17 protein-coding genes and 1 tRNA gene are annotated in these 17913 nt (G+C 70.0%); 10 read left to right on the forward strand and 8 right to left on the reverse strand.

The features are described 5' to 3' along the window. Positions 1 to 5: 5 nt before the first annotated feature. Positions 6 to 800 (reverse strand): heme ABC transporter permease, encoded by a 795-nt coding sequence (locus EJV46_RS19785; protein ID WP_131550432.1) that lies wholly within the window; start codon positions 798 to 800, stop codon positions 6 to 8. A 144-nt stretch (positions 801 to 944) separates the two neighbouring features. Here EJV46_RS19785 and EJV46_RS19790 point away from each other — a divergent pair, with 144 nt between their 5' ends. The 5 genes from EJV46_RS19790 to EJV46_RS19810 all read left to right on the forward strand — a co-directional run bounded on the left by EJV46_RS19790 (position 945) and on the right by EJV46_RS19810 (position 4017). Beyond that, positions 945 to 1376, forward strand: coding sequence for an EVE domain-containing protein (locus EJV46_RS19790; RefSeq protein WP_131550433.1), 432 nt, complete (start codon positions 945 to 947; stop codon positions 1374 to 1376). Further along, complete coding sequence (locus tag EJV46_RS19795; RefSeq protein WP_131550434.1) at positions 1373 to 1936, forward strand: HXXEE domain-containing protein; 564 nt, start codon at positions 1373 to 1375, stop codon at positions 1934 to 1936. Before EJV46_RS19790 ends, EJV46_RS19795 begins: the two co-directional genes overlap by 4 nt. Continuing rightward, positions 1933 to 2280, forward strand: a complete 348-nt coding sequence (locus tag EJV46_RS19800) for a Rieske (2Fe-2S) protein (RefSeq protein WP_131550435.1) — start codon at positions 1933 to 1935, stop codon at positions 2278 to 2280. The genes EJV46_RS19795 and EJV46_RS19800 overlap by 4 nt, the downstream gene beginning before the upstream one ends. A 111-nt stretch (positions 2281 to 2391) precedes the next feature. Then, a complete protein-coding gene (locus EJV46_RS19805; RefSeq protein WP_131550436.1) occupies positions 2392 to 3372 on the forward strand; it encodes a tripartite tricarboxylate transporter substrate binding protein in 981 nt (326 codons plus the stop codon). Positions 3373 to 3381: 9 nt separating this feature from the next. Next, positions 3382 to 4017, forward strand: coding sequence for a glutathione S-transferase N-terminal domain-containing protein (locus EJV46_RS19810; protein WP_131550437.1), 636 nt, complete (start codon positions 3382 to 3384; stop codon positions 4015 to 4017). An 8-nt stretch (positions 4018 to 4025) separates the two neighbouring features. Here the strand turns inward: EJV46_RS19810 and EJV46_RS19815 are convergent. Beyond that, positions 4026 to 4100 (reverse strand) — tRNA-Gly (locus EJV46_RS19815). 422 nt (positions 4101 to 4522) lie between these two features. Further along, positions 4523 to 5620, reverse strand: a complete 1098-nt coding sequence (locus EJV46_RS19820) for a Fic family protein (RefSeq protein ID WP_131550438.1) — start codon at positions 5618 to 5620, stop codon at positions 4523 to 4525. Positions 5621 to 6038: 418 nt separating this feature from the next. Between EJV46_RS19820 and EJV46_RS19825 the strand changes: the two genes are divergently transcribed. Further along, the gene (locus tag EJV46_RS19825; RefSeq protein WP_131550439.1) at positions 6039 to 6245 is read left to right on the forward strand and encodes a hypothetical protein; all 207 of its coding nucleotides are present in this window, start codon (positions 6039 to 6041) and stop codon (positions 6243 to 6245) included. A gap of 116 nt (positions 6246 to 6361) precedes the next feature. Here the strand turns inward: EJV46_RS19825 and EJV46_RS19830 are convergent, their stop codons facing one another. Together EJV46_RS19830 and EJV46_RS19835 are read right to left on the reverse strand one after the other, a co-directional pair. Further along, a complete protein-coding gene (locus tag EJV46_RS19830) occupies positions 6362 to 7300 on the reverse strand; it encodes a tripartite tricarboxylate transporter substrate binding protein (RefSeq protein WP_165585626.1) in 939 nt (312 codons plus the stop codon). A 73-nt stretch (positions 7301 to 7373) separates the two neighbouring features. Beyond that, positions 7374 to 8258 carry an alpha/beta fold hydrolase gene (locus EJV46_RS19835; protein ID WP_131550441.1) on the reverse strand — a complete coding sequence of 295 codons (885 nt, stop codon included), beginning with the start codon at positions 8256 to 8258 and terminating at the stop codon, positions 7374 to 7376. Positions 8259 to 8372: 114 nt separating this feature from the next. Here EJV46_RS19835 and EJV46_RS19840 point away from each other — a divergent pair, with 114 nt between their 5' ends. Together EJV46_RS19840 and EJV46_RS19845 are read left to right on the forward strand one after the other, a co-directional pair. Then, positions 8373 to 8810, forward strand: coding sequence for a carboxymuconolactone decarboxylase family protein (locus EJV46_RS19840; protein WP_131550442.1), 438 nt, complete (start codon positions 8373 to 8375; stop codon positions 8808 to 8810). A 5-nt stretch (positions 8811 to 8815) separates the two neighbouring features. Then, positions 8816 to 9709, forward strand: a complete 894-nt coding sequence (locus EJV46_RS19845) for an NAD(P)-dependent oxidoreductase (RefSeq protein WP_131550443.1) — start codon at positions 8816 to 8818, stop codon at positions 9707 to 9709. Positions 9710 to 9744: 35 nt separating this feature from the next. On the opposite strand, the gene EJV46_RS19850 is transcribed toward EJV46_RS19845, so the two are convergent. The 3 genes from EJV46_RS19850 to EJV46_RS19860 all read right to left on the reverse strand — a co-directional run bounded on the left by EJV46_RS19850 (position 9745) and on the right by EJV46_RS19860 (position 13310). Further along, complete coding sequence (locus tag EJV46_RS19850) at positions 9745 to 11022, reverse strand: DUF4157 domain-containing protein (RefSeq protein ID WP_131550444.1); 1278 nt, start codon at positions 11020 to 11022, stop codon at positions 9745 to 9747. An 84-nt stretch (positions 11023 to 11106) separates the two neighbouring features. Continuing rightward, positions 11107 to 11958: a lysophospholipid acyltransferase family protein gene (locus tag EJV46_RS19855; protein ID WP_131550445.1), complete on the reverse strand. Its 852-nt coding sequence runs from the start codon at positions 11956 to 11958 to the stop codon at positions 11107 to 11109. Next, positions 11955 to 13310: a cytochrome P450 gene (locus tag EJV46_RS19860; RefSeq protein ID WP_240782663.1), complete on the reverse strand. Its 1356-nt coding sequence runs from the start codon at positions 13308 to 13310 to the stop codon at positions 11955 to 11957. The genes EJV46_RS19855 and EJV46_RS19860 overlap by 4 nt, the downstream gene beginning before the upstream one ends. Before the next feature lie 237 nt (positions 13311 to 13547). Between EJV46_RS19860 and EJV46_RS19865 the strand changes: the two genes are divergently transcribed. Continuing rightward, the gene (locus EJV46_RS19865) at positions 13548 to 14681 is read left to right on the forward strand and encodes an efflux RND transporter periplasmic adaptor subunit (RefSeq protein ID WP_131550446.1); all 1134 of its coding nucleotides are present in this window, start codon (positions 13548 to 13550) and stop codon (positions 14679 to 14681) included. Positions 14682 to 14784: 103 nt separating this feature from the next. Beyond that, the gene (locus EJV46_RS19870; RefSeq protein WP_131550447.1) at positions 14785 to 17913 is read left to right on the forward strand and encodes an efflux RND transporter permease subunit; all 3129 of its coding nucleotides are present in this window, start codon (positions 14785 to 14787) and stop codon (positions 17911 to 17913) included.

Genomic DNA, 17913 nt, shown 5'->3' on the forward strand with positions numbered 1-17913 from the left:
GCCCATCATCCAACGACCTCCGCCCGCCGCGCCGCGGCCATCTGGAGCGCGCGCAGGCGCCGCTCCATCACGGCCGCCCGCGTCGCCGCCAGCACCAGCGCGGCGAAGGCCAGCGAGAAGCCCACCGCGCAGACCAGCAGGGGGTAGAGGATATCCACATGCATCCCCGGCGCATTGATCCGGGTCAAGCTCGCGGGCTGGTGCAGCGTGTTCCACCAGTCCACGGAGAATTTCACGATGGGCAGGTTCACCACGCCGATCAGCGCCAGGATCGCGCCCATGCGCGCCCCGCGCTCGGGGTCGTCGAAGGCGCGGACCAGCGCGGCATGGCCGAGCCAGAGGAAGAAGAGCACCAGCACCGAGGTCAGCCGCGCGTCCCAGACCCACCAGGTGCCCCACATCGGCCGCCCCCACAGGCTGCCGGTGATCAGGCAGAGCGCGGTGACGGCCGCACCGATGGGCGAGAGCTCCCGCGCCGTCAGGTCGGCCAGCGGGTGACGCCAGATCAGCGACATGACGGAAAGGATGGCGAGGCCGGCATAGCCGCCCATGGCCAGCCAGGCCATCGGGACATGGACGAACATGATCCGCACCGTCTCGCCCTGCTGCCAGTCGGGCGGCGCATAGGCCAGCCCCCAGGCGGCGCCCCAGCCGAGCACCAGTACGGCCGCCACGGCGAGCACGGGAAGCCAGCTTTCCGTCAGCCGCAGGAAGCGGCCCGGATTGGCGAAGCGGTGCAGCGAGCCGCCGGGACGCGGCAGGCGGGCCGAAGGAGAGGTGGCATCCACGCCCGGCAACATAAGCCCTCGCGATCCGCGTTCAAAGCCGCGGCGGGGACATGCCGGCCCTACCGATCCTCCGGGACCGGGATCGCGAAGCGCCTGAGCCGCTGGCGGCATACGACATCCGTGCCTAGGCTGTGGCTCCCGACCCGGATTCCCGCCATGGCCGCCCGACCCAAGAAGCTCCCCACCTTCCTCGTGAAATCCGAGCCCGACGCCTTCTCCTGGGAGCAGCAGGTGACGAACGGCGTCGAGCCCTGGAGCGGCGTGCGCAACCACCAGGCCCAGGCGTTCCTCAAGGCCATGAAGAAGGGCGACCGCGCCTTCTTCTACCATTCCAATATCGGCAAGGAGATCGTCGGCGTCGTCGAGGTGGTCCGCGAGGCCTACCCGGATCCGACCGACGAGACGGGCCGCTGGATCTGCGTGGACATGAAGGCGATCGGGCCCGTGAAGCACCCGGTCACCCTCGCCGCCATCAAGGTCGAGCCTCGGCTGGGGGGGATCGCCCTGGTGCGGCAGTCGCGGCTCTCGGTGATGCCCATCTCGCCGGAGCACGCGGCCGTCATCCTGGAGATGGCCCAGGAGGGATGAGGGCCGCCAGCCTCCGCGAGCTGCTGCGCGACCACTGGCTGATGGGCGCACTGGCCGGCGCGCCGCTGCTGCTGGCGCTGGCGCCCTTGCTGGCCTTCTCGGCCTGGCTGCTCTGGGTCTTCCTGCTGCAGCCGGCCTACATGATCCACCAGCTCGAGGAGCATGTCGGCGACCGGTTCCGCACCTTCGTCAACACGCACGTCGCCCAGGGCCAGGAGGCGCTGACGCCCGCCGCCGTGGCCGTCATCAACATCGGCGGCGTGTGGATCGTGAACGCGGCGGCGCTGCTGCTGGCGGGGCTGTCGCATCCTGGCTGGGGATTGGTCGCAGCCTATCTGGCGGTGGTGAACGCCGTCACGCATATCGCCGCCGGCGTGAGGTTCCGGTCCTACAATCCGGGCCTCGTCACCTCGGTGGCGCTGTTCCTGCCGGCCGGGATTGCCGCGCTGATCCTGCTCTCGCGCGAGCCGGGCGTGGGCGTGGCGGCGCATCTCGGCGCGCTGGCGCTGATCCTCGCGCTGCACGCCGCCATCGTGATCCACGTAAAGCGCCGGATGTGAGCGACTGGCGCACCCTCTGCCGCCTCGAGGACCTGCCCGAGGGCGAGTCGCGCGGCTTCGACGCCCCGCCCGGCGGCTTCACCGGCCTCTTCGCCATCCGCCGCGGCGAGCGCGTGCTGGTCTACGTGAATTCCTGCCCGCATGTCGGCCTGCCGCTGGAGCTGGTCCCGCACCGGTTCCTCGACCGCAAGGGCGAGCGGATCGTCTGCGCCGCGCATGGCGCGCGCTTCCGCATCGAGGACGGCGAGTGCATCTCCGGCCCCTGCATCGGCGAGGTGCTGGAAGCGGTGCCGGTGCGGATCGAGGGTGCGGAGGTCCGCGTGCCGAGGGATGCCGGGCAATAGCCGCGCCGGAGGTTGGCCTCGGCTCGCGGCCGGCCGATTGACCGTGTGTTCCTCCTGCCATCAATATCGCCGAGAGGACTGCGCCAGTCCCGTACAACAGGGACGTTCCAGATGACTGTTTTCACCCGCCGCGCGCTGCTCGGAACCGGTGCCGCCGCGGCCCTTGCCGGTCCCTTGGCCACCCCCGCGCTGGCCTATCCCGACCGCACCATCCGCCTCATCTCGGGCTTTCCGCCGGGCGGCCTCAACGACATCGTCTGCCGTGGCATGGCGCAGGCGCTGACGCCGATCCTGGGCGTGACCGTCGTGGTCGAGAACCGCGCGGGCGCCGGGGGCGGCGTAGGGGCAGCGGCCGCCGCGCGCGCCACCCCCGACGGCCACACGCTCTGGATGGGCATCGTCGACACCCAGGCGATCAACATGACCGCCTATCGCAGCCTGCAATACGATGCCGACCGCGACTTCGCGCCGATCAGCTTCGTCGCCAACGTGCCCTTCGCCTACGTCGTCGGCCCGTCCAAGCCGGGCATCCGCGACTTCCGTGGCCTGCTGGAAGCGGCGAAGAGGGAGCCCGGCGTCGTCACCTTCGCGAGCTGGGGCGTGGCCTCGACCTCGCACCTGGCGATGGAGCGCGTGATCCGCGAGCAGAATGTCGAGATGCTGCACGTCCCCTTCACCGGCCAGGCCCCGGGCATGCAGGCCATCATGGCCAGCCAGGTGGACTGCATGTCCCTGCCCGCCGGCGGCGCCGAGACCATGACGCGCGACACCGGCACGCGCGCCGTGGCCGTGGCGGCGAAGCAGCGCATCGCGCTCTTCCCGAACACGCCGACGATCCTGGAACTCGGAGGCACGCTGGACAGCGGTTTGTGGAAGGCGATCTACGCGCCGGCCCGCACGCCGCGGCCGGTCATCGACCGGCTGAACCAGGCGGTGCGCGAGGCGATGCGCCAGCCCTCCTTCATCGAGGTGCTGCGGACCCAGGGCGCCGTGCCCGAGCCCTCGACGCCGGAGGAGCTGGCGGCGATGCAGGCGCGCGAGCGGGCCGCCTGGGCCGAGGTCGTGCGGGCCACGGGCGCCTACATCCAGTAGGCTGCCGGCATGTACAGGCTCATCAGCGCGACGCCCTCGCCCTATGCCCGCAAGGTGCGGATCGCGCTGATCGAGAAGGGCATCGCCTTCGAGCTGCAGACCGAGGTGCCGTGGCACGAGGCCACGGCGACGCCGGCCTACAACCCGCTCGAGAAGCTGCCGGTTCTGGTCCTGCCCGGGGGCGACGGCATCTACGAGAGCCGCTTCATCCTGGAATGGCTGGAGGTGAGGCACCCCACGCCGCGCCTGCTGCCCGACACGCCGGAGGAGATCCTGGCCGCGCGGCAGGTCGAGGTCGTCGCGGACGGGATCTGCGACGCCGTGGTGCTGCTCTTCTTCGAGCGCCAGCGCGCGGCGCCGAGCGCGGAATGGATCGCGCGGCAGAGGCGGAAGGTGGAGGGCGGCGTCCGCTCGCTGGCGGAGCGCGCCGAGGCTGCGCGGGAGGGCTTTCTGGTCGGCGGGCGTTTCGGTCTCGCGGACATCGCGGCGGGCACGGCGCTGCGCTACCTCGCCGTGCGCTTCCAGGAGTTCGACTGGGCGCGGCTGTATCCGGCGCTGGCGAGGATGAGCGCGCGGCTGGAGGCGCGGCGCTCTTTCGCGGACACCGTGCCGATGCCGCAGGCGATCACCGAGAAGGTCGTCTGAGGGAAGTCTGGAGCGGGCGGGGGGAATCGAACCCCCGACATTCAGCTTGGGAAGCTGACGTTCTACCTCTGAACTACGCCCGCGGCGCTGTCGTCCTTCTTATCGGGGAGGGCCGCCCCGAGCAAGCGGCGCGCAAAAACTGGCGGTTTGGTGCGGTATCCGAGACCTCGGTCGCCTTCAGGAAGGCAGCGTGGCCGGTGCGGACCGTCCCCCGCCTTGCGGCCCACAGCAGCCCATTGTCCGTGATTGGATTCTCCTGTGACTCTGGCGGAACTGGTCACTGCGCCTTGGCATACAAGCTGTGCCAGCGCCTTGCCCCGCCTTGCGCGGGTGTGGCGTCCACCTGTCATCGGCCTTCCGCCCGGCGACCACGAAGCGCATCTCGGGGGTAAATTCCGGTCGGTCACCCATAGGTCCCTATAAGCCACCGACCGAAAGTTTGGCCGTCAATGCAATGCCTCTTCAGGCGGATGGAGAGACTTATGCAACGTCTCTTTGCCTTCCATCACCGTTCCCCTGAGACGTCGAGGAACAACCGAACCAGCGCGGTGTTGATGTAGTAGTTGTTCCTCCCGGCTTGGTGCTTTTCGACGAAGCCGTGCTCTGCCAGCGTATCGAGGTATTTCGCCGCGGTCTGGCGGGCTCTGAGGCCGAGGTCGTTCTGGACGAACTCGATCCGGGTGTAGGGGTGGCGGAACAGATTGTTGAGCAGTTCCTGACTATAAATCTTGGGAAGCTGCGACCGCATTCGGTGCTTCACCTCCGCCATCTGGCGGCGCATGCCCTCCACCAGCGCCAGCGTGGTCCGAGCCGTCTCGGTCACACCGCGCAGCATGTAGAGCAGCCACTCCTCCCATTGGCCTTCGTCCCGGACGGCTTGCAGCAGCCGGTAGTAGTCGGCCTTGTTCCGGGTGATGTGGCGGGACAGGTAGAGGATCGGGATGTCCAGCAACCCGGATCGCGTCAGGTAGAGCACGTTGATGATGCGCCCGATCCGTCCGTTGCCGTCGGGGAAGGGGTGGATGCTTTCGAACTGATGGTGAATCAGTGCCATCTTGATCAGAGGGTCCAGATCGCACGCCTCGTCCTCGTTCATAAACCGCTCAAGGGCCGTCATATGCTGGACGATCTCGCGCCCGTCCTGAGGCGGCACGAAGACGATCTCGCCGCTGGCCTCATTCTTCAGGGCTGTGCCCGGCGTTCCGCGGAAGCCATCACCACGCCGCTTCAGCAGCTGGAACATGTCGATGAGGGTCTTGTTGGGGATCAACCCGCCCGTTTCGAGCAGCCGGGCATACCCTAGCCGCAAGGCATCGCGGTAGAGCGCCACTTCCTTCGCAGCTGGCGATTGCGGACCTTCCGGGAAAAGGTCGGCCTGAAACAGCTCGTCCTGCGTGGTGACGATGTTCTCGACCTCGGAGGACGCCTTGGCTTCCTGTAGGGCGAGGGTGTCGATCAGGATGCCCGGATTGGGGATGGTGGCTGCCCGCCCCTTCAGCTCCGCCAAGGCCCGGTTGGCGGCTGCCAGCGCCTTGAGAACCGATACGGTCTCAAGGTCCACGCTGGGAGGGAGGGGGCGGATCGTATAGGTCGGCTTTAACATGTTGCGTCCTATACGTTAAAGGAAACGAGTTTTGCTAACATGTTCTGGCATCATGTTAGCAGACAGGCGATGTCGTTGACGTCGGATCAAAACGCCACCGGTTCAGTCGCTCCCGTATGGTGGCCGTGAGCTGTTTCGCTTCGGCGAACTGCGGAGCCAGCGTCTCGCGCAGCTTGGCGAACCCGGCGTCAGGACGTGGTTGTGCCCCCGGATGTTCCAGACCTCTGGCACGTCGAACTGGACATGGCACGATCTGCGCCGGACAGCTCGGACCGGCATGACGTATCTCGGTGTCTCCTAAGCTGCCGCCGAGGCCGCTCTGAACCATGTCGTGGGGAGGAACCGGCTCGTGCAGGTTCACGACTAGTCCGGGCCCGCAGCATCCGGCATCGGTGCTCTCAGGAGCTGGCAGGCCTACGTGGCCGATGTTGTCGAAGGCCGACGACCGCCCGGTGATGCAGAGGCCATCTACCGCGACGCGCTCCCAGAGGAACTCCGATATTGGAGCCGGCCGAAGACCCAGATCAAGGCGAAGGCGAAGCCGGGAAAAGCCACCCGGATCGCTGACTCCAGCGACATCACGGACGGGCTCGGCATCTGTGCGAAGGTCGAGAAAACGCCATGATCCTGCGGGTTTCCGAGGGTCCAAACTCCCCTTGGAAGCTGCCGTTCTACCATTGAACTACACCCGCAGCGGCCACAGGCTTAGCGCCCGCCGGCCCGGTTCTCAACCCCCCAGGATCACCCTCCCCTGGCGCCCGTTGCGGCCAGGATGGGCACCCAGCGCGCCGTCTCCGCCGCCAGGAAGCCGGCCAGCGCCGCCGGCCCGCCCGGCATGCCCTGCAGCCCGGAATCCGCGAGCCGCCGCTGCGCGCCCGGCTGGCCGAGGGCCGTCGCGCAGCCCTCGGCCAGCCGGGCGATCACCGGCAGAGGGGTCCCGGCGGGCGCGTAAAGCGCCTGCCAGGACGAGGAGGAAAAGCCCGGCACCACCTCGGCGATGCTCGGCAGATCCGGCAGCATCGCCGAGCGCTCGGGCGTCGTCACCGCGAGGCCGACGACCTGGCCGTCGCGGGTCAGGGGCGCCAGCAGGGTCTGGCTGTCGATCATGAAGTCCACGCGCCCGGCCGTGAGGTCCGACACGGCCTGCGGCGTGCCGCGATAGGGAACCACGGTGAAATCCACGCCCGCGAGCCGCTTCAGCAGCTCGCCCGCGAGATGCGAGGCCGCGCCCACGCCCGTCGTCGCGAAGGTGGCCTTGTCGCCGCGCGCGCGCAGCCAGGCGAGGAAGCCCGGCAGGTCGCGCGCCGGGACCGAGGGCTGCACCGTCAGCAGGAAGGGCTGCTGCGAGATGAGCGTGACCGGCGCGAAGTCGCGCGCGGGATCGGGCGCGTCGGCGTAGAGCGCCTTCATCACCGAATGCGCCGCGCCGTTCACCAGAAGCGTCTGCCCATCCGGCGTGGCGCGCGCCGCGTTGCGCGCGCCGATGACGGCGCCGGCGCCGGGCTGGTTCTCGATCACGACGTTCTGGTTGAGCGCCACGGCCAGCGGCTCGGCCAGGATGCGCGCGGCGACATCGATGATGCCGCCGGCCGCGAAGGGCACGATGATCCGGATGGTCCTCGATTGCCCCAGGGCGGGCGTGGCGAGGAACGGGGCGGCCAGGAGGGCGCGTCGGCGCATGGAAGGGCTCCGCGAAAAGCTGCTCCCATCGTGCCGGAGGCGGCGCCGTGAGGCTAGCCGTGCGCCCGCGGCCTCAGGCACGGAGGAAGACATCGAGCGCCGCAAGGACTTCCTGCGGTGCCTCCTCGGCCAGGTAATGGCCGCTGTTCACGGAGTGGCCGCTGACCGGGCCGCTCGCGTACTGGCCCCAGACCTCCAGCGGCTCGTACCACTGCCCGATCTTCCCCTTCGCGCCCCAGAGCACCAGCAGCGGGCAGGTGACCTTCTCCCCGGCCGCGCGGCTGGCGCGGTCGTGCTCCAGGTCGATGCTGGTGGCGGCGCGATAATCCTCGCAGATGGCGCGCACCGTGCCGGGCAGCTTCAGGGCCGCCAGGTAGTCGGCGCGCGCCTCGGGGTGGAAGAAGCTCTTGTCCTTGGGCTCGCGCGAGGTGTGGATGTCGAACCAGACCTCCGTGTCCTGCTCGATGATCGTCTCCGGCCCCGGATGCGGCTGCGCCAGCCAGAACCAGTGATAGTAGCCGAGCCCGAAGGCCATATCGACATGCTCGAAGTGATGCAGCGTCGGCACGATGTCCATCGTGCAGAGCCGCTCGACGCTGGCCGCGTGGTCCAGCGCCAGGCGATGCGCGAGACGCGCGCCGCGGTCGTGGCTCACCACCTGGAAGCGCGGGAAGCCGAGCTCGTGCATGAGCCCCACCACGTCCTTCGCCATCTCGCGCTTCGAATAGGGCGCATGGTCGGCGGTGGCCGGCGGCTTCCCGGAGAAGCCATAGCCGCGGATGTCGGCGGCCACGACGGTGAAGCGCCTGGCCAGCTCCGGCGCGACCCGGTGCCACATGGCGTGGGTCTGCGGGTTGCCGTGCAGCAGGAGCAGCGGCGGGCCGCTGCCGCCCTTGCGGAAGCGGACGGCGTTGCCGCCGATCTGCCGCGTCTCCAGCGTGAAGCCCTCGAAGAACATGCGCCGCTCCCGGTCGATTTCAGGCGAGGCTAGCCGCCTTCGCCGCCCCTGCCCATTGACCGGCCCGGGCCCCTGCGCGAGCGTGCGCGAATCCGCAGGGACATGGAGAGAGAAATGCCCGCCGACGACGACGCCCTGTTCAAGAAGGGCCTTCCCATCCGCCGCGCCGTCCTCGGTGCCGAATATGTCGACGCCAGCATGGCCAAGGCCGACGACTTCATGATGTCGTTCCAGCGCGCCACCACCGCCATCGCCTGGGGCTGGGCCTGGGGCGACGACACCCTGTCGCGCAAGACGCGCAGCCTGCTGAACCTCGCCATGCTGACGGCGCTCGGCAAGACGCCCGAGATCAAGCTGCATGTGAAGGGCGCGCTGAACAACGGCATCTCCGTCGAGGAGATCAAGGCCACCCTGCTCCACGCCACCGCCTATTGCGGCATCCCCGCCGGCCTCGACGCCTTCAAGGCGGCGCATGAGGTGCTGACGGCCGAGGGCGCGCTCAAGCCCAAGGAAGCCGCTGCCGAGAAGCCGAAGAAGAAGGCGAAGAAGTAATCCCCATGGCACGCGTCGCCTTCGCCGGCATCGGCAACATGGGCTGGCCGATGGCGGCCAACCTGGTCAAGGCCGGCTTCGATGTCGTGGTCACCGACATCTCGGCCGAGCGCACCGCGCAATTCGCCAGCGAGGTCGGCGGCCATGCCGCGGCCTCGGCGGCGGAGGCGGTGAAGGGCGTGGATGCCTTCATCTGCATCCTGCCCACCAGCAAGGAAGTGGCGATCGTCGCCGATGCGGTGGCCGCCACGCTGCCGGAGGGCGCGCTCTTCATCGACATGACCTCCGGCAATCCCACGCGCACGCGCGAGATCGCGGAGAAGCTGTCGGCGAAGCGGGTCCGCATGGTGGATTGCCCCGTCTCGGGCGGCGTGCCGCGCGCGAAGACGGGCGAACTCGCCATCATGGCCGGCGGCGCGGAGGCCGACCTGGACGCGGCCGATCCCTATCTCAAGGCCATGGGCACCTCGATTCACCGCTGCGGGCCGATCGGCGCGGGACAGGCGATGAAGGCGCTGAACAATCTGGTCAGCGCGGGCGGCTTCCTCCTCGGCATCGAGGCCCTGCTGATCGGCCAGAAGTTCGGCCTCGAGCCCGGGCTGATGGTGGACGTGCTGAACGCCTCGACGGGGATGACCAACTCCTCGCAGAAGAAGTTCAAGCAGTTCGTGCTCTCCCGCCGCTTCGATTCCGGCTTCGGGCTCGACCTGATGGTGAAGGATCTCTCCATCGCGCTGGAGGTCGGCAAGGAGGCCTCGGTGCCGACGCCCTTCGCCGCGCTCTGCCGCGAGATGTGGGCGAGTGCGGCGACCATGCTCGGCAAGGGCGAGGACCACACGGCGGTCGCCAAGCTCTCCGAGCACCTGGCGCAGCAGACCCTGACCGGCGGCAACCGGTAGCGGCCCGGCCGCTTCCGGCCGAGGTCCGGAAGCGGTCAGCGCGGATTCCAGAGCCGGGCCAGCCGCAGCCCCTCGTTCACGTGGTGGCGCGTCGCGGCCACCGGCTTGGGCTCATCGAAGAAGTCGTCGAAGGGCACATCCTCGTGCCGTTCCGGCCGGTAGCTGTGCATGCTGGTGCGGAGCCGCCGGCTGGCGAGACCGCGGATCGTCGCGATCTGGACGCTGGCCACGGGCTCGTCCACGATGACGGTGGCCAGCGCGGCCGCGGCGTCCCCGGCGCTCTCGCGCGGCGTCAGATTCGGATAGGCCGTCCTGAAAAGCGCGTGCATGCCCGTCACGCAGCCCTCAAATTCCCGCCGGCGCGGCGTCGAGAGCTCGTCGGGATGCTGGGCGCCGGCCATGCGCGAGATCTCGTCGCCCGCGATCTGGGTGAACTTGGTCTCCGGCCCATGGCCGAGGATGGACGCGTACATATGGCCCGAATCGTGATTCCGGTGGGCGAAGCTGTCGCCATAGGCGTGCAGGGAGAGGCCGAACTCGAAGTAGTGATCCTCCCGCCTGGCGGCGCCGAGGCTGATCTGGGTGCGGCGGTTGGTCTCCACGGTCCAATTGGCGCCCGTGAGGCAATGCAGGCCCCGCTGCACGTCGAGATTGACCTGGAACTGCGAGGTGTCGACGCGCACCGGCGGCGCGATGCGGCCGTAGCCGCCGTAAAGGCCCGCGATGCCGTTGTTCACCTCGACATACATGTCCTCCAGCGCGTCGGGAATGCCGAAGCCCGAGCCGGCCCACTGAGCCAGCGCGGCAGGGCCGGTGAGCGGCATGGCGAAGCCGGCCTTGACGGCGTCGAGCTCGGACACCTCGTCGGGGAACTGGGCCCAGAAGGCGATGCGCATGGCGTCGTCGTTCGACATCCCGCAGGCAAGCGCGACGTAATAGACCGTGTAGTAGTGCCCGGCCTCCTCCCAGCGGAGGGGCTGCGCCGCATCCGCCGGAACCGCGACGCGGCAGGGCAGCCCGGCCAGGGCCCGGGCGGCGAGATGCCGCGCCTCGGCCTCGGCGGCCGCCACGGGCGCGGCACCGGGAAGGCGGGCCTGGAGCAGGTGCACAACCTCATGCGCCAGCACCGCGGCGGGCACGTCCGCGCCGAGCAGGATCGCGCCGTCCACGGCGCAGGCGATCGTGCCGAGATCCTCGGCGATGCGCCGCGCCGCGCCGCAGCGATGGACGCGCACCTCCGACAGGTCGGCGCCGAAGCTGCGCTCCAGCCGATCACGAAGGGCGGCCGGCAGGTGCGCGCCATGGGCAGGCATGATCCCCTCCCCGGGATGCGGAATGCCCCATCAGATCATGGATCGCGGAAGCGTTCGAGGGAGGGATTTGTCGCGTCGGCCCCGTCAGCCTTCGGGCTTCCAGTCGGGCAGCATCAGCCATTGCGGCAGGTTGGCCAGGATGACGGGCTCGATCAGCCGGTCCAGCGCATTGGTCCCGGCGCGGATGTCGGCCTCGCGATCCCCCGTCCGCGGCACTTGGAGCGGCGGCAGGAACTCCACGCGGAAGCGCGTGCCGGGCAGCCGCCGGCAGTACCCCACCACGATCGCCGCGCCGGTCGCCCGCGCCAGCCGCGCCGCGTATTCGATATTGCCGCCCCGGCGGGGCCCACGGCCCAGGCTCGGCGCCGCGACGCGGCCGTGCTGGTGCTCGTCGGGGAAGACCAGCAGCACGTCGCGGTCGCGCAGCAGCGCGTTCATGGCCGGCCGCGCGGCGTCCCGGCCCAGCGGCAGCAGCCGTCCGCCGCCCTTGATGCGCTCGGCCACCACGGTGCGCGTGCGCAGGTCGCTGCTCGGCGGCTGGTAGAAGGCGACGGGCGGCGCGCCGGCGCGCACCATGGCGAGGCCGACCATCTCCCAATTGCCCAGGTGCAGCGCCGCCACGATCAGCGGACGCGCGGCGAGGTGCCCGGCGCCATGAACCTCCACGCGCCCCGCATCGAAGAGCCGGATCGCGCGGGGCACCTCCAGGAAGCTGCGGGCGGTGTTGTCCCACATCTCGGCGACTGCCGCTCCGGCCTCGAGGTCCGGCCGCAGGCGGGAAAGATTCGCCCGCCCGCGCTGCGTCGCCGCCGCATAGAGCCTCGGCGCGATCCTGCGCGCGACGAGGCCGGCATAGGCCTCGGCGAGGGGCCAGGGCGCGTGCCGCATCCAGGCGATGGAGAAGCGGTCGAAGCCGTCGAGCAGGCGCCGCCTCACCCGCGCCGCTCCAGCACCATCGGCAGAGTGTCGCCCGGCCGCAATGTGAGCCGGCAGACGGGATAGGCCCGCTGCCCCGGCACCCCGCGCAGCCGGAAGCGCTGGCCCAGCGTCGCGAGGCAGAGCATGGCCTCGTAGAGACCAAAATGCTGCCCGGTGCAGACGCGGGGACCGAGGCTGAAGGGCAGGTAGGTGTATTTCGCCGGCGGCGGGGCTTCGGGCAGGAAGCGTTCCGGCCGGAATTCGTCCGGCCCTTCCCAATGGCGCTCGTGGCGATGCACGAGCCAGGGCGAGGCGCCCACCACCGCGCCCTTCGGCACCTCTACGTCACCGACCATCGTCGTCTCGGAAGCGCGGCGGATCAGCATGGGCACGGGCGGGTAGAGGCGCAGCGTCTCCTCCACCACGGCGCGCGTATAGGGGAGATTCGCCAGGTCCTCGAAACGCGGCGCGCGGCCGCCGAGCACGGCATCGATCTCCGCATGGAAGCGAGCCTCCGCCCAATCCGCCTCGGAGAGCAGGAACCAGGCCCAGGCCAGCGTATTCGCCGTCGTCTCGTGGCCTGCCATGAAGAGGGTGATCGCCTCGTTGCGGAAGGCGCGCGCATTCATGCCCGAGCCCTGCGCCATGCTGGCGATGAGCGAGCTCTGCCCGGCACGGCCGGCGAGGATGTCCGCGATCAGCCCGTCCACGACGGAGTGGATCTTCTTCACCTCGCCGCCCACGCGGAAACTCGGCAGGCGGGGGATGAAATCCGGCAGGCCGAAGAGCGAGACCAGGTCCATGTTGCCGATCTTCGCCTGGTAGTTCGCGAAGGAGCGCACGACCAGCTGCGCGCCGTCCCGCCCGAGCGCGCTGCCGAAGAGGGTGCGGCAGATGACCTCGGCGGTGAAATGCCCCATCTCGGCCAGCAGGTCGAAGCCGGCGCCGTCGGGCCGCGCCTCCCACTGCGCGAGCCATTCCTGCGCGACCTCGGTCATCACCGGCGTGAGATCGGCCATGCGCGAGGGGTGCGTGACGGGCTGCACCACCCGCCGCCGCTCCTTCCACACGAGACCGTCGGAGATGAAGAGCCCGTCGCCCAGCAGCGCCTCCAGCGCGTGCTTCATCTGCGGCGACTTGCGCTCGAACACCGTGCCGGAATTGACGAAGACCTGCTGGATGGCGCCCGGCATGTTGAAGAGGATCAGCCGCTGCGTGAGGATCTTCGTGTTGATGACCTCGGTGCGGTAGGAGCCTTCGCTCCAGATCTCCAGCAGGCTGCGGCGCGCGCGCGCCAGCAGCTCGGTGATCGGCAGGCGGCCCTGGAATCGCGGCGGATGCGGCGGCGTATAGGCCGCGTGATCCGTCATTCCTTGCGAACCCGCAGCCGGCCGGCTCCGGCCGTCGCGCCCGTGACGAGGATGATCACCGGAAGCTCCATTCAGTTTCGCGCAAGCTACCATTCAGCGGCGGTAAAGCCTCCCCCTCCTAACCGGGTCCAGTCCGAGGCTTGCATTTCCGCGGTAGGTTAACTATCCTTAATGTGACGGCAGAGAGCGCGATAGCGCCGGTGGCAAGGGAAGCGGGCCTCAATTTTGGAGAACGTGATGCCCTTGGCCATCGCGCGCCGTTTCTGCGCGCCCCTGTTGCTTGCCGTGGCGCTGCCGGCGCTCGTCCAGTTCGCCGTCGCGCAGCCGGGCACGCCCGACGTCCTGATCCGGATGGACGAGCGGCAGCTGCGGAGCGGCGCTTTCGAGCTTGGGAATCCCGAGTCCGAAACCGGCCCGGCCGAGATCGCCCTGCCCGGCGTGGTCGTGGTCCCGCCCCAGCAGCTGCGCGTCATCGCCGCGCCGGCGGCTGGCCTGCTGGAGACGCTCACCGTCTCGCCGGACGAGTTCGTGCGCCAGGGCCAGGTGATCGCGCAGCTGCGCAGCACGGAGCTGGTGGAGGCGCAGCGGCTCTTCCTCCAGGCCGTGACGGGCCATGACCTGGCCGCCGAAAAGCTGCGCCGCGACGAGCAGCTGCACCGCGAGCGCGTGATCGCCGAGCGGCGCCTCATCACCACCCGCGCCGAAGCGGTCGCCACAGCCGCGGCGCTGGACGAGCGGATCCAGCTCCTCGCCCTCTTCGGCCTCACCAGCGAGGAGACGGCCGAGCTGCGCCGCACCCGCCGGATCCAGCCTTCGCTCTCCGTGAGGAGCCCGGTGGACGGCGTCGTGCTCACCCGCGGCGCGACGGCGGGCGAGCGCGTGGCGCAGGCCGCGCCGCTGGTCACCATCGGCGACCTCAGCGTGCTCTGGATCAACGCGCAGGTGCCGATCTCGCGCGTGCCGGCGCTGGAGCCGGGCTCGCGCGTGCTGGTGCCGGCGCAGGGCGCCGAGGGCAAGGTCCTGCGCATCGGCCGCTCGGTCGATGCCGGCACGCAGAGCGTGGTGGCGGTGGCCGAGATGACCCAGGGCACCGACGCGCTGCGCCCGGGCCAGGCGGTCACCGTGGCGATGGCGCTGCGCGCCAATGGCGGCGCGCAGTTCCGCGTTCCCGCCGGCAGCGTGGTGCGGCATCGCGAGCGGAGCTGGGTCTTCATCCGCATCCCGGACGGATTCCGGGCCCGCCCTGTCACGGTGCTGAACGAGACGGCGCAGTTCACCTCGATCCGCGGCCAGCTCGCCGCCACCGATCAGATCGCGACCCGGGGAATCCTGGCCCTGCTCGGCGAGCTCTCCGACGGCGACGAGAGCTAGCATGACCGTCGGAGATGGAATCGCCGGGCGCGTGCAGCCTGCTCCCGGAACAATGGCCAGAGGCCTTGCAGTGAGCCCCTGCGAACGGAAAAGGCTCTAGACCATGCTCGCACGTCTCGTTGACACGGCGCTGCGCCAGCGGCTGCTGGTGATGATCCTCGCCGTGGGCCTCGCGGTCTGGGGCTTCCGCTCCTACCAGCAGCTCCCCATCGACGCCTTCCCGGACGTCTCGCCGACCCAGGTGCTCGTCTCGCTGCGCGCGCCGGGCCTGGCGCCGGAGGAGCTGGAGCAGCGCGTCACCAACCCGATTGAGCAGATGATGCGGGGCATTCCCAACCTCGTCTTCATGCGCTCCACGACACGCTTCTCGGTCACGCTGATGACCTTCGAATTCGCCCAGGGCACCGACATCTTCTGGGCCCGCGCCCAGGTGAACGAGCGTCTGCAGCAGGCGATGGACGACCTGCCCGACGGCATCTCCGGCGGCCTGGCGCCCATCGTGACGCCGCTGGCCGAGATGCTGATGTTCACCATCGAGGGCGAGAACATCACGCCCACCGATGCCCGGACGCTCATGGACTGGGTGGTCCGGCCGGTCCTGCGCTCGGTGCCCGGCGTGGCCGACGTGAACGTGCTCGGCGGCTTCGTGCGCACCTACGAGGTCGTGCCGAGTCCCTCCGCCATGGCCTCGCGCGGCATCACCACCGCCATGCTGCGGGAGGCGCTGGAGCGCAACAACCGCAACGACGGCGCCGGCCGCGTGCGCGACGGCGAGGAGGCGCTGCTGGTCCGCGCCGAGGGCCGCATCCGCACGCTGGACGACGTGCGCGCCATCGTGCTCGCCGCCCGGCCGACCGGCGTGGTGCGCGTGGCCGACGTGGCCGACGTGCGCTTCGGCGCGCTGCCGCGCAACGGCGTCGTCACGCGCGACGGCGAGGGCGAGGCGGTCTGGGGCATCCTGCTCGGCCTGCGCGGGGTGAACGCGCGGGACGTGGTGGAAGGCGCCCGCGCCCGCTTCCCCGAAATCGAGCGGCGGCTGCCGGAGGGCGTGCGGCTCGTCGCCTTCTACGACCGCGCGGACCTCATCGGGAAGGCGGTCTGGACGGTGCAGAAGGTCCTGCTGGAGGCGATCGCCCTGGTGGTGATCCTGCTGCTGCTCTTCCTCGGCAACTGGCGCGCGGCGCTGGTGGTCTCGCTGAGCCTGCCGCTCGCGGTGCTGGTCACCTTCGGCATCATGTCGGCCTATGGGCTCTCGGCGAACATCATGTCGCTGGGCGGGCTGGCCATCGCCATCGGCCTGCTGGTGGATTGCGCCGTCGTCGTCGTGGAGAACACGGCGCATCGCATGGGCGAGCAGCATGGCGAGCTCACGCTGAAGCAGCGCCTCAACCTCGTCGGCGAATCGACGCGCGAGGTGATGATCCCGCTGGTCTCCGGCGTCGTCATCATCGTGGCGGTCTTCGTGCCGCTGCTCTCGCTGCAGGGGCTGGAGGGCCGGCTCTTCGGGCCGGTCGCGCTCACGATCACCTTCGCGCTGCTCGCCGCCCTGGTGCTGGCGCTGACGATCGTGCCGGTGATGTGCGCCTTCCTGCTGCGCAGCGGCCATGCGGGCGAGCCCTGGCTCGTGCGCAGGATGCACGCCCTCTACGACCCCTTCCTGGAATGGGCGATGCGGAGGCCCTTCCTCATCGGCGGCTCCGCCGTCACGGGCCTCGTCCTCGCCGTGCTCGCCTTCTCGCAGGTGGGCAGCATCTTCATCCCCGTCATGGACGAGGGCACGCCGGTCATCACGCTGCGCAAGCACCCGACCATCGGCGTCGAGGCGGCGGCCGACATGGACCTGCGCATGCAGCGCCAGATCATGGCCGCGGTGCCCGAGGTGCGCGGCATCATGGGCCGCGCCGGCGCGGACGAGCTGGGGATCGACCCCGTCGGCCTCAACGAATCCGACATGTTCCTCACCTTCGCGCCGGTCGAGGAATGGCGGCCGGAGATACGCGAGGGCGGCACGGCCGCCGTGATGGATGCGATCCGGCAGGTGATGGAGAGCGTCCCCGGCATCAGCTTCTCCTTCAACCAGCCCATCGACATGCGCGTGCAGGAGATGATCATCGGCTCGCGCGGCGACGTGGTCATCAAGGTCATCGGCCCGGACCTCGAGGAGCTGAACCGCATCGGGCGCGACATCGCCGCCGCGGTGCGCGAGATTCCCGGAAGCTCCGATGTCTTCGCGCTGCGCAACGGCGGCATGGCCTACCTGACCGTCGAGATCGATCGCCTCGCGGCCGGCCGCCTGGGCCTCAACGCCAGCGACGTGCAGGACGCGCTGCGCGTCTGGGTGGACGGGCGCGATGTGGGCGTGGTGCTGGAGGGCGACCGCCGCATCCCCGTGCTGTTGCGCGGCGAGGACGGGTTGCGCGCCTCGGCCGGCGGCCTCTCGCGCGTCCAGATCGCGCTGCCGGGCGGCGGTACCGTGCTGCTGAGCCAGGTGGCCGATATCCGCGAGGAGGACGGCCCCGTGCAGGTGATCCGCGAACAGGCGGAGCGCTTCGCGACCGTGCTCACCAATGTGCGCGGGCGCGACATCGGCGGCTTCGTCGCCGAGGCGCAGGCGGCGGTGCAGCAGCGCGTGCAGATGCCGCCGGGCTACCGCCTGATCTGGGGTGGACAGTTCGAGAACCAGCAGCGCGCGATGGCCACGCTGTCCATCGTGGTGCCGATCGCGCTGGCCGCGATCTTCCTGCTGCTCTTCCTCACCTTCGGCTCGGTGCGGCAGGCGACGCTGGTCTTCTGCAACGTGCCCTTCGCGCTGATCGGCGGGATGATCGCGCTCTGGGCCTCGGGCGAGTTCGTCTCGGTGCCGGCCTCGGTGGGCTTCCTCACGCTGATCGGCATCGCGGTGCTGAACGGCGTGGTGCTCATCAGCTACATCAACCGCCTCGTCGCGGAGGAGGGGCTGGAGCTGCAGGCGGCCGTCCGCGAGGGCGCGCGGCGGCGCATGACGCCGGTGACGCTCACGGCCGCCATCGCGGCGCTGGCGCTGGTGCCCTTCCTCTTCGCGACGGGGCCGGGCAGCGAGATCCAGAAGCCGCTGGCCATCGTCGTCATCGGCGGCCTCGTGACGGCGACGGTGCTGACGCTGGTGCTGCTGCCCATCCTCTACGAGCGTTTCGCCCTGCCCCGGCCGAAACCGGCCGCGGCGCCCGAAATCCAGCACGCGCCGGCGGAGTGA

This window comes from Roseococcus sp. SYP-B2431, from assembly GCF_004336745.1.
Taxonomy (GTDB): domain Bacteria; phylum Pseudomonadota; class Alphaproteobacteria; order Acetobacterales; family Acetobacteraceae; genus Roseococcus.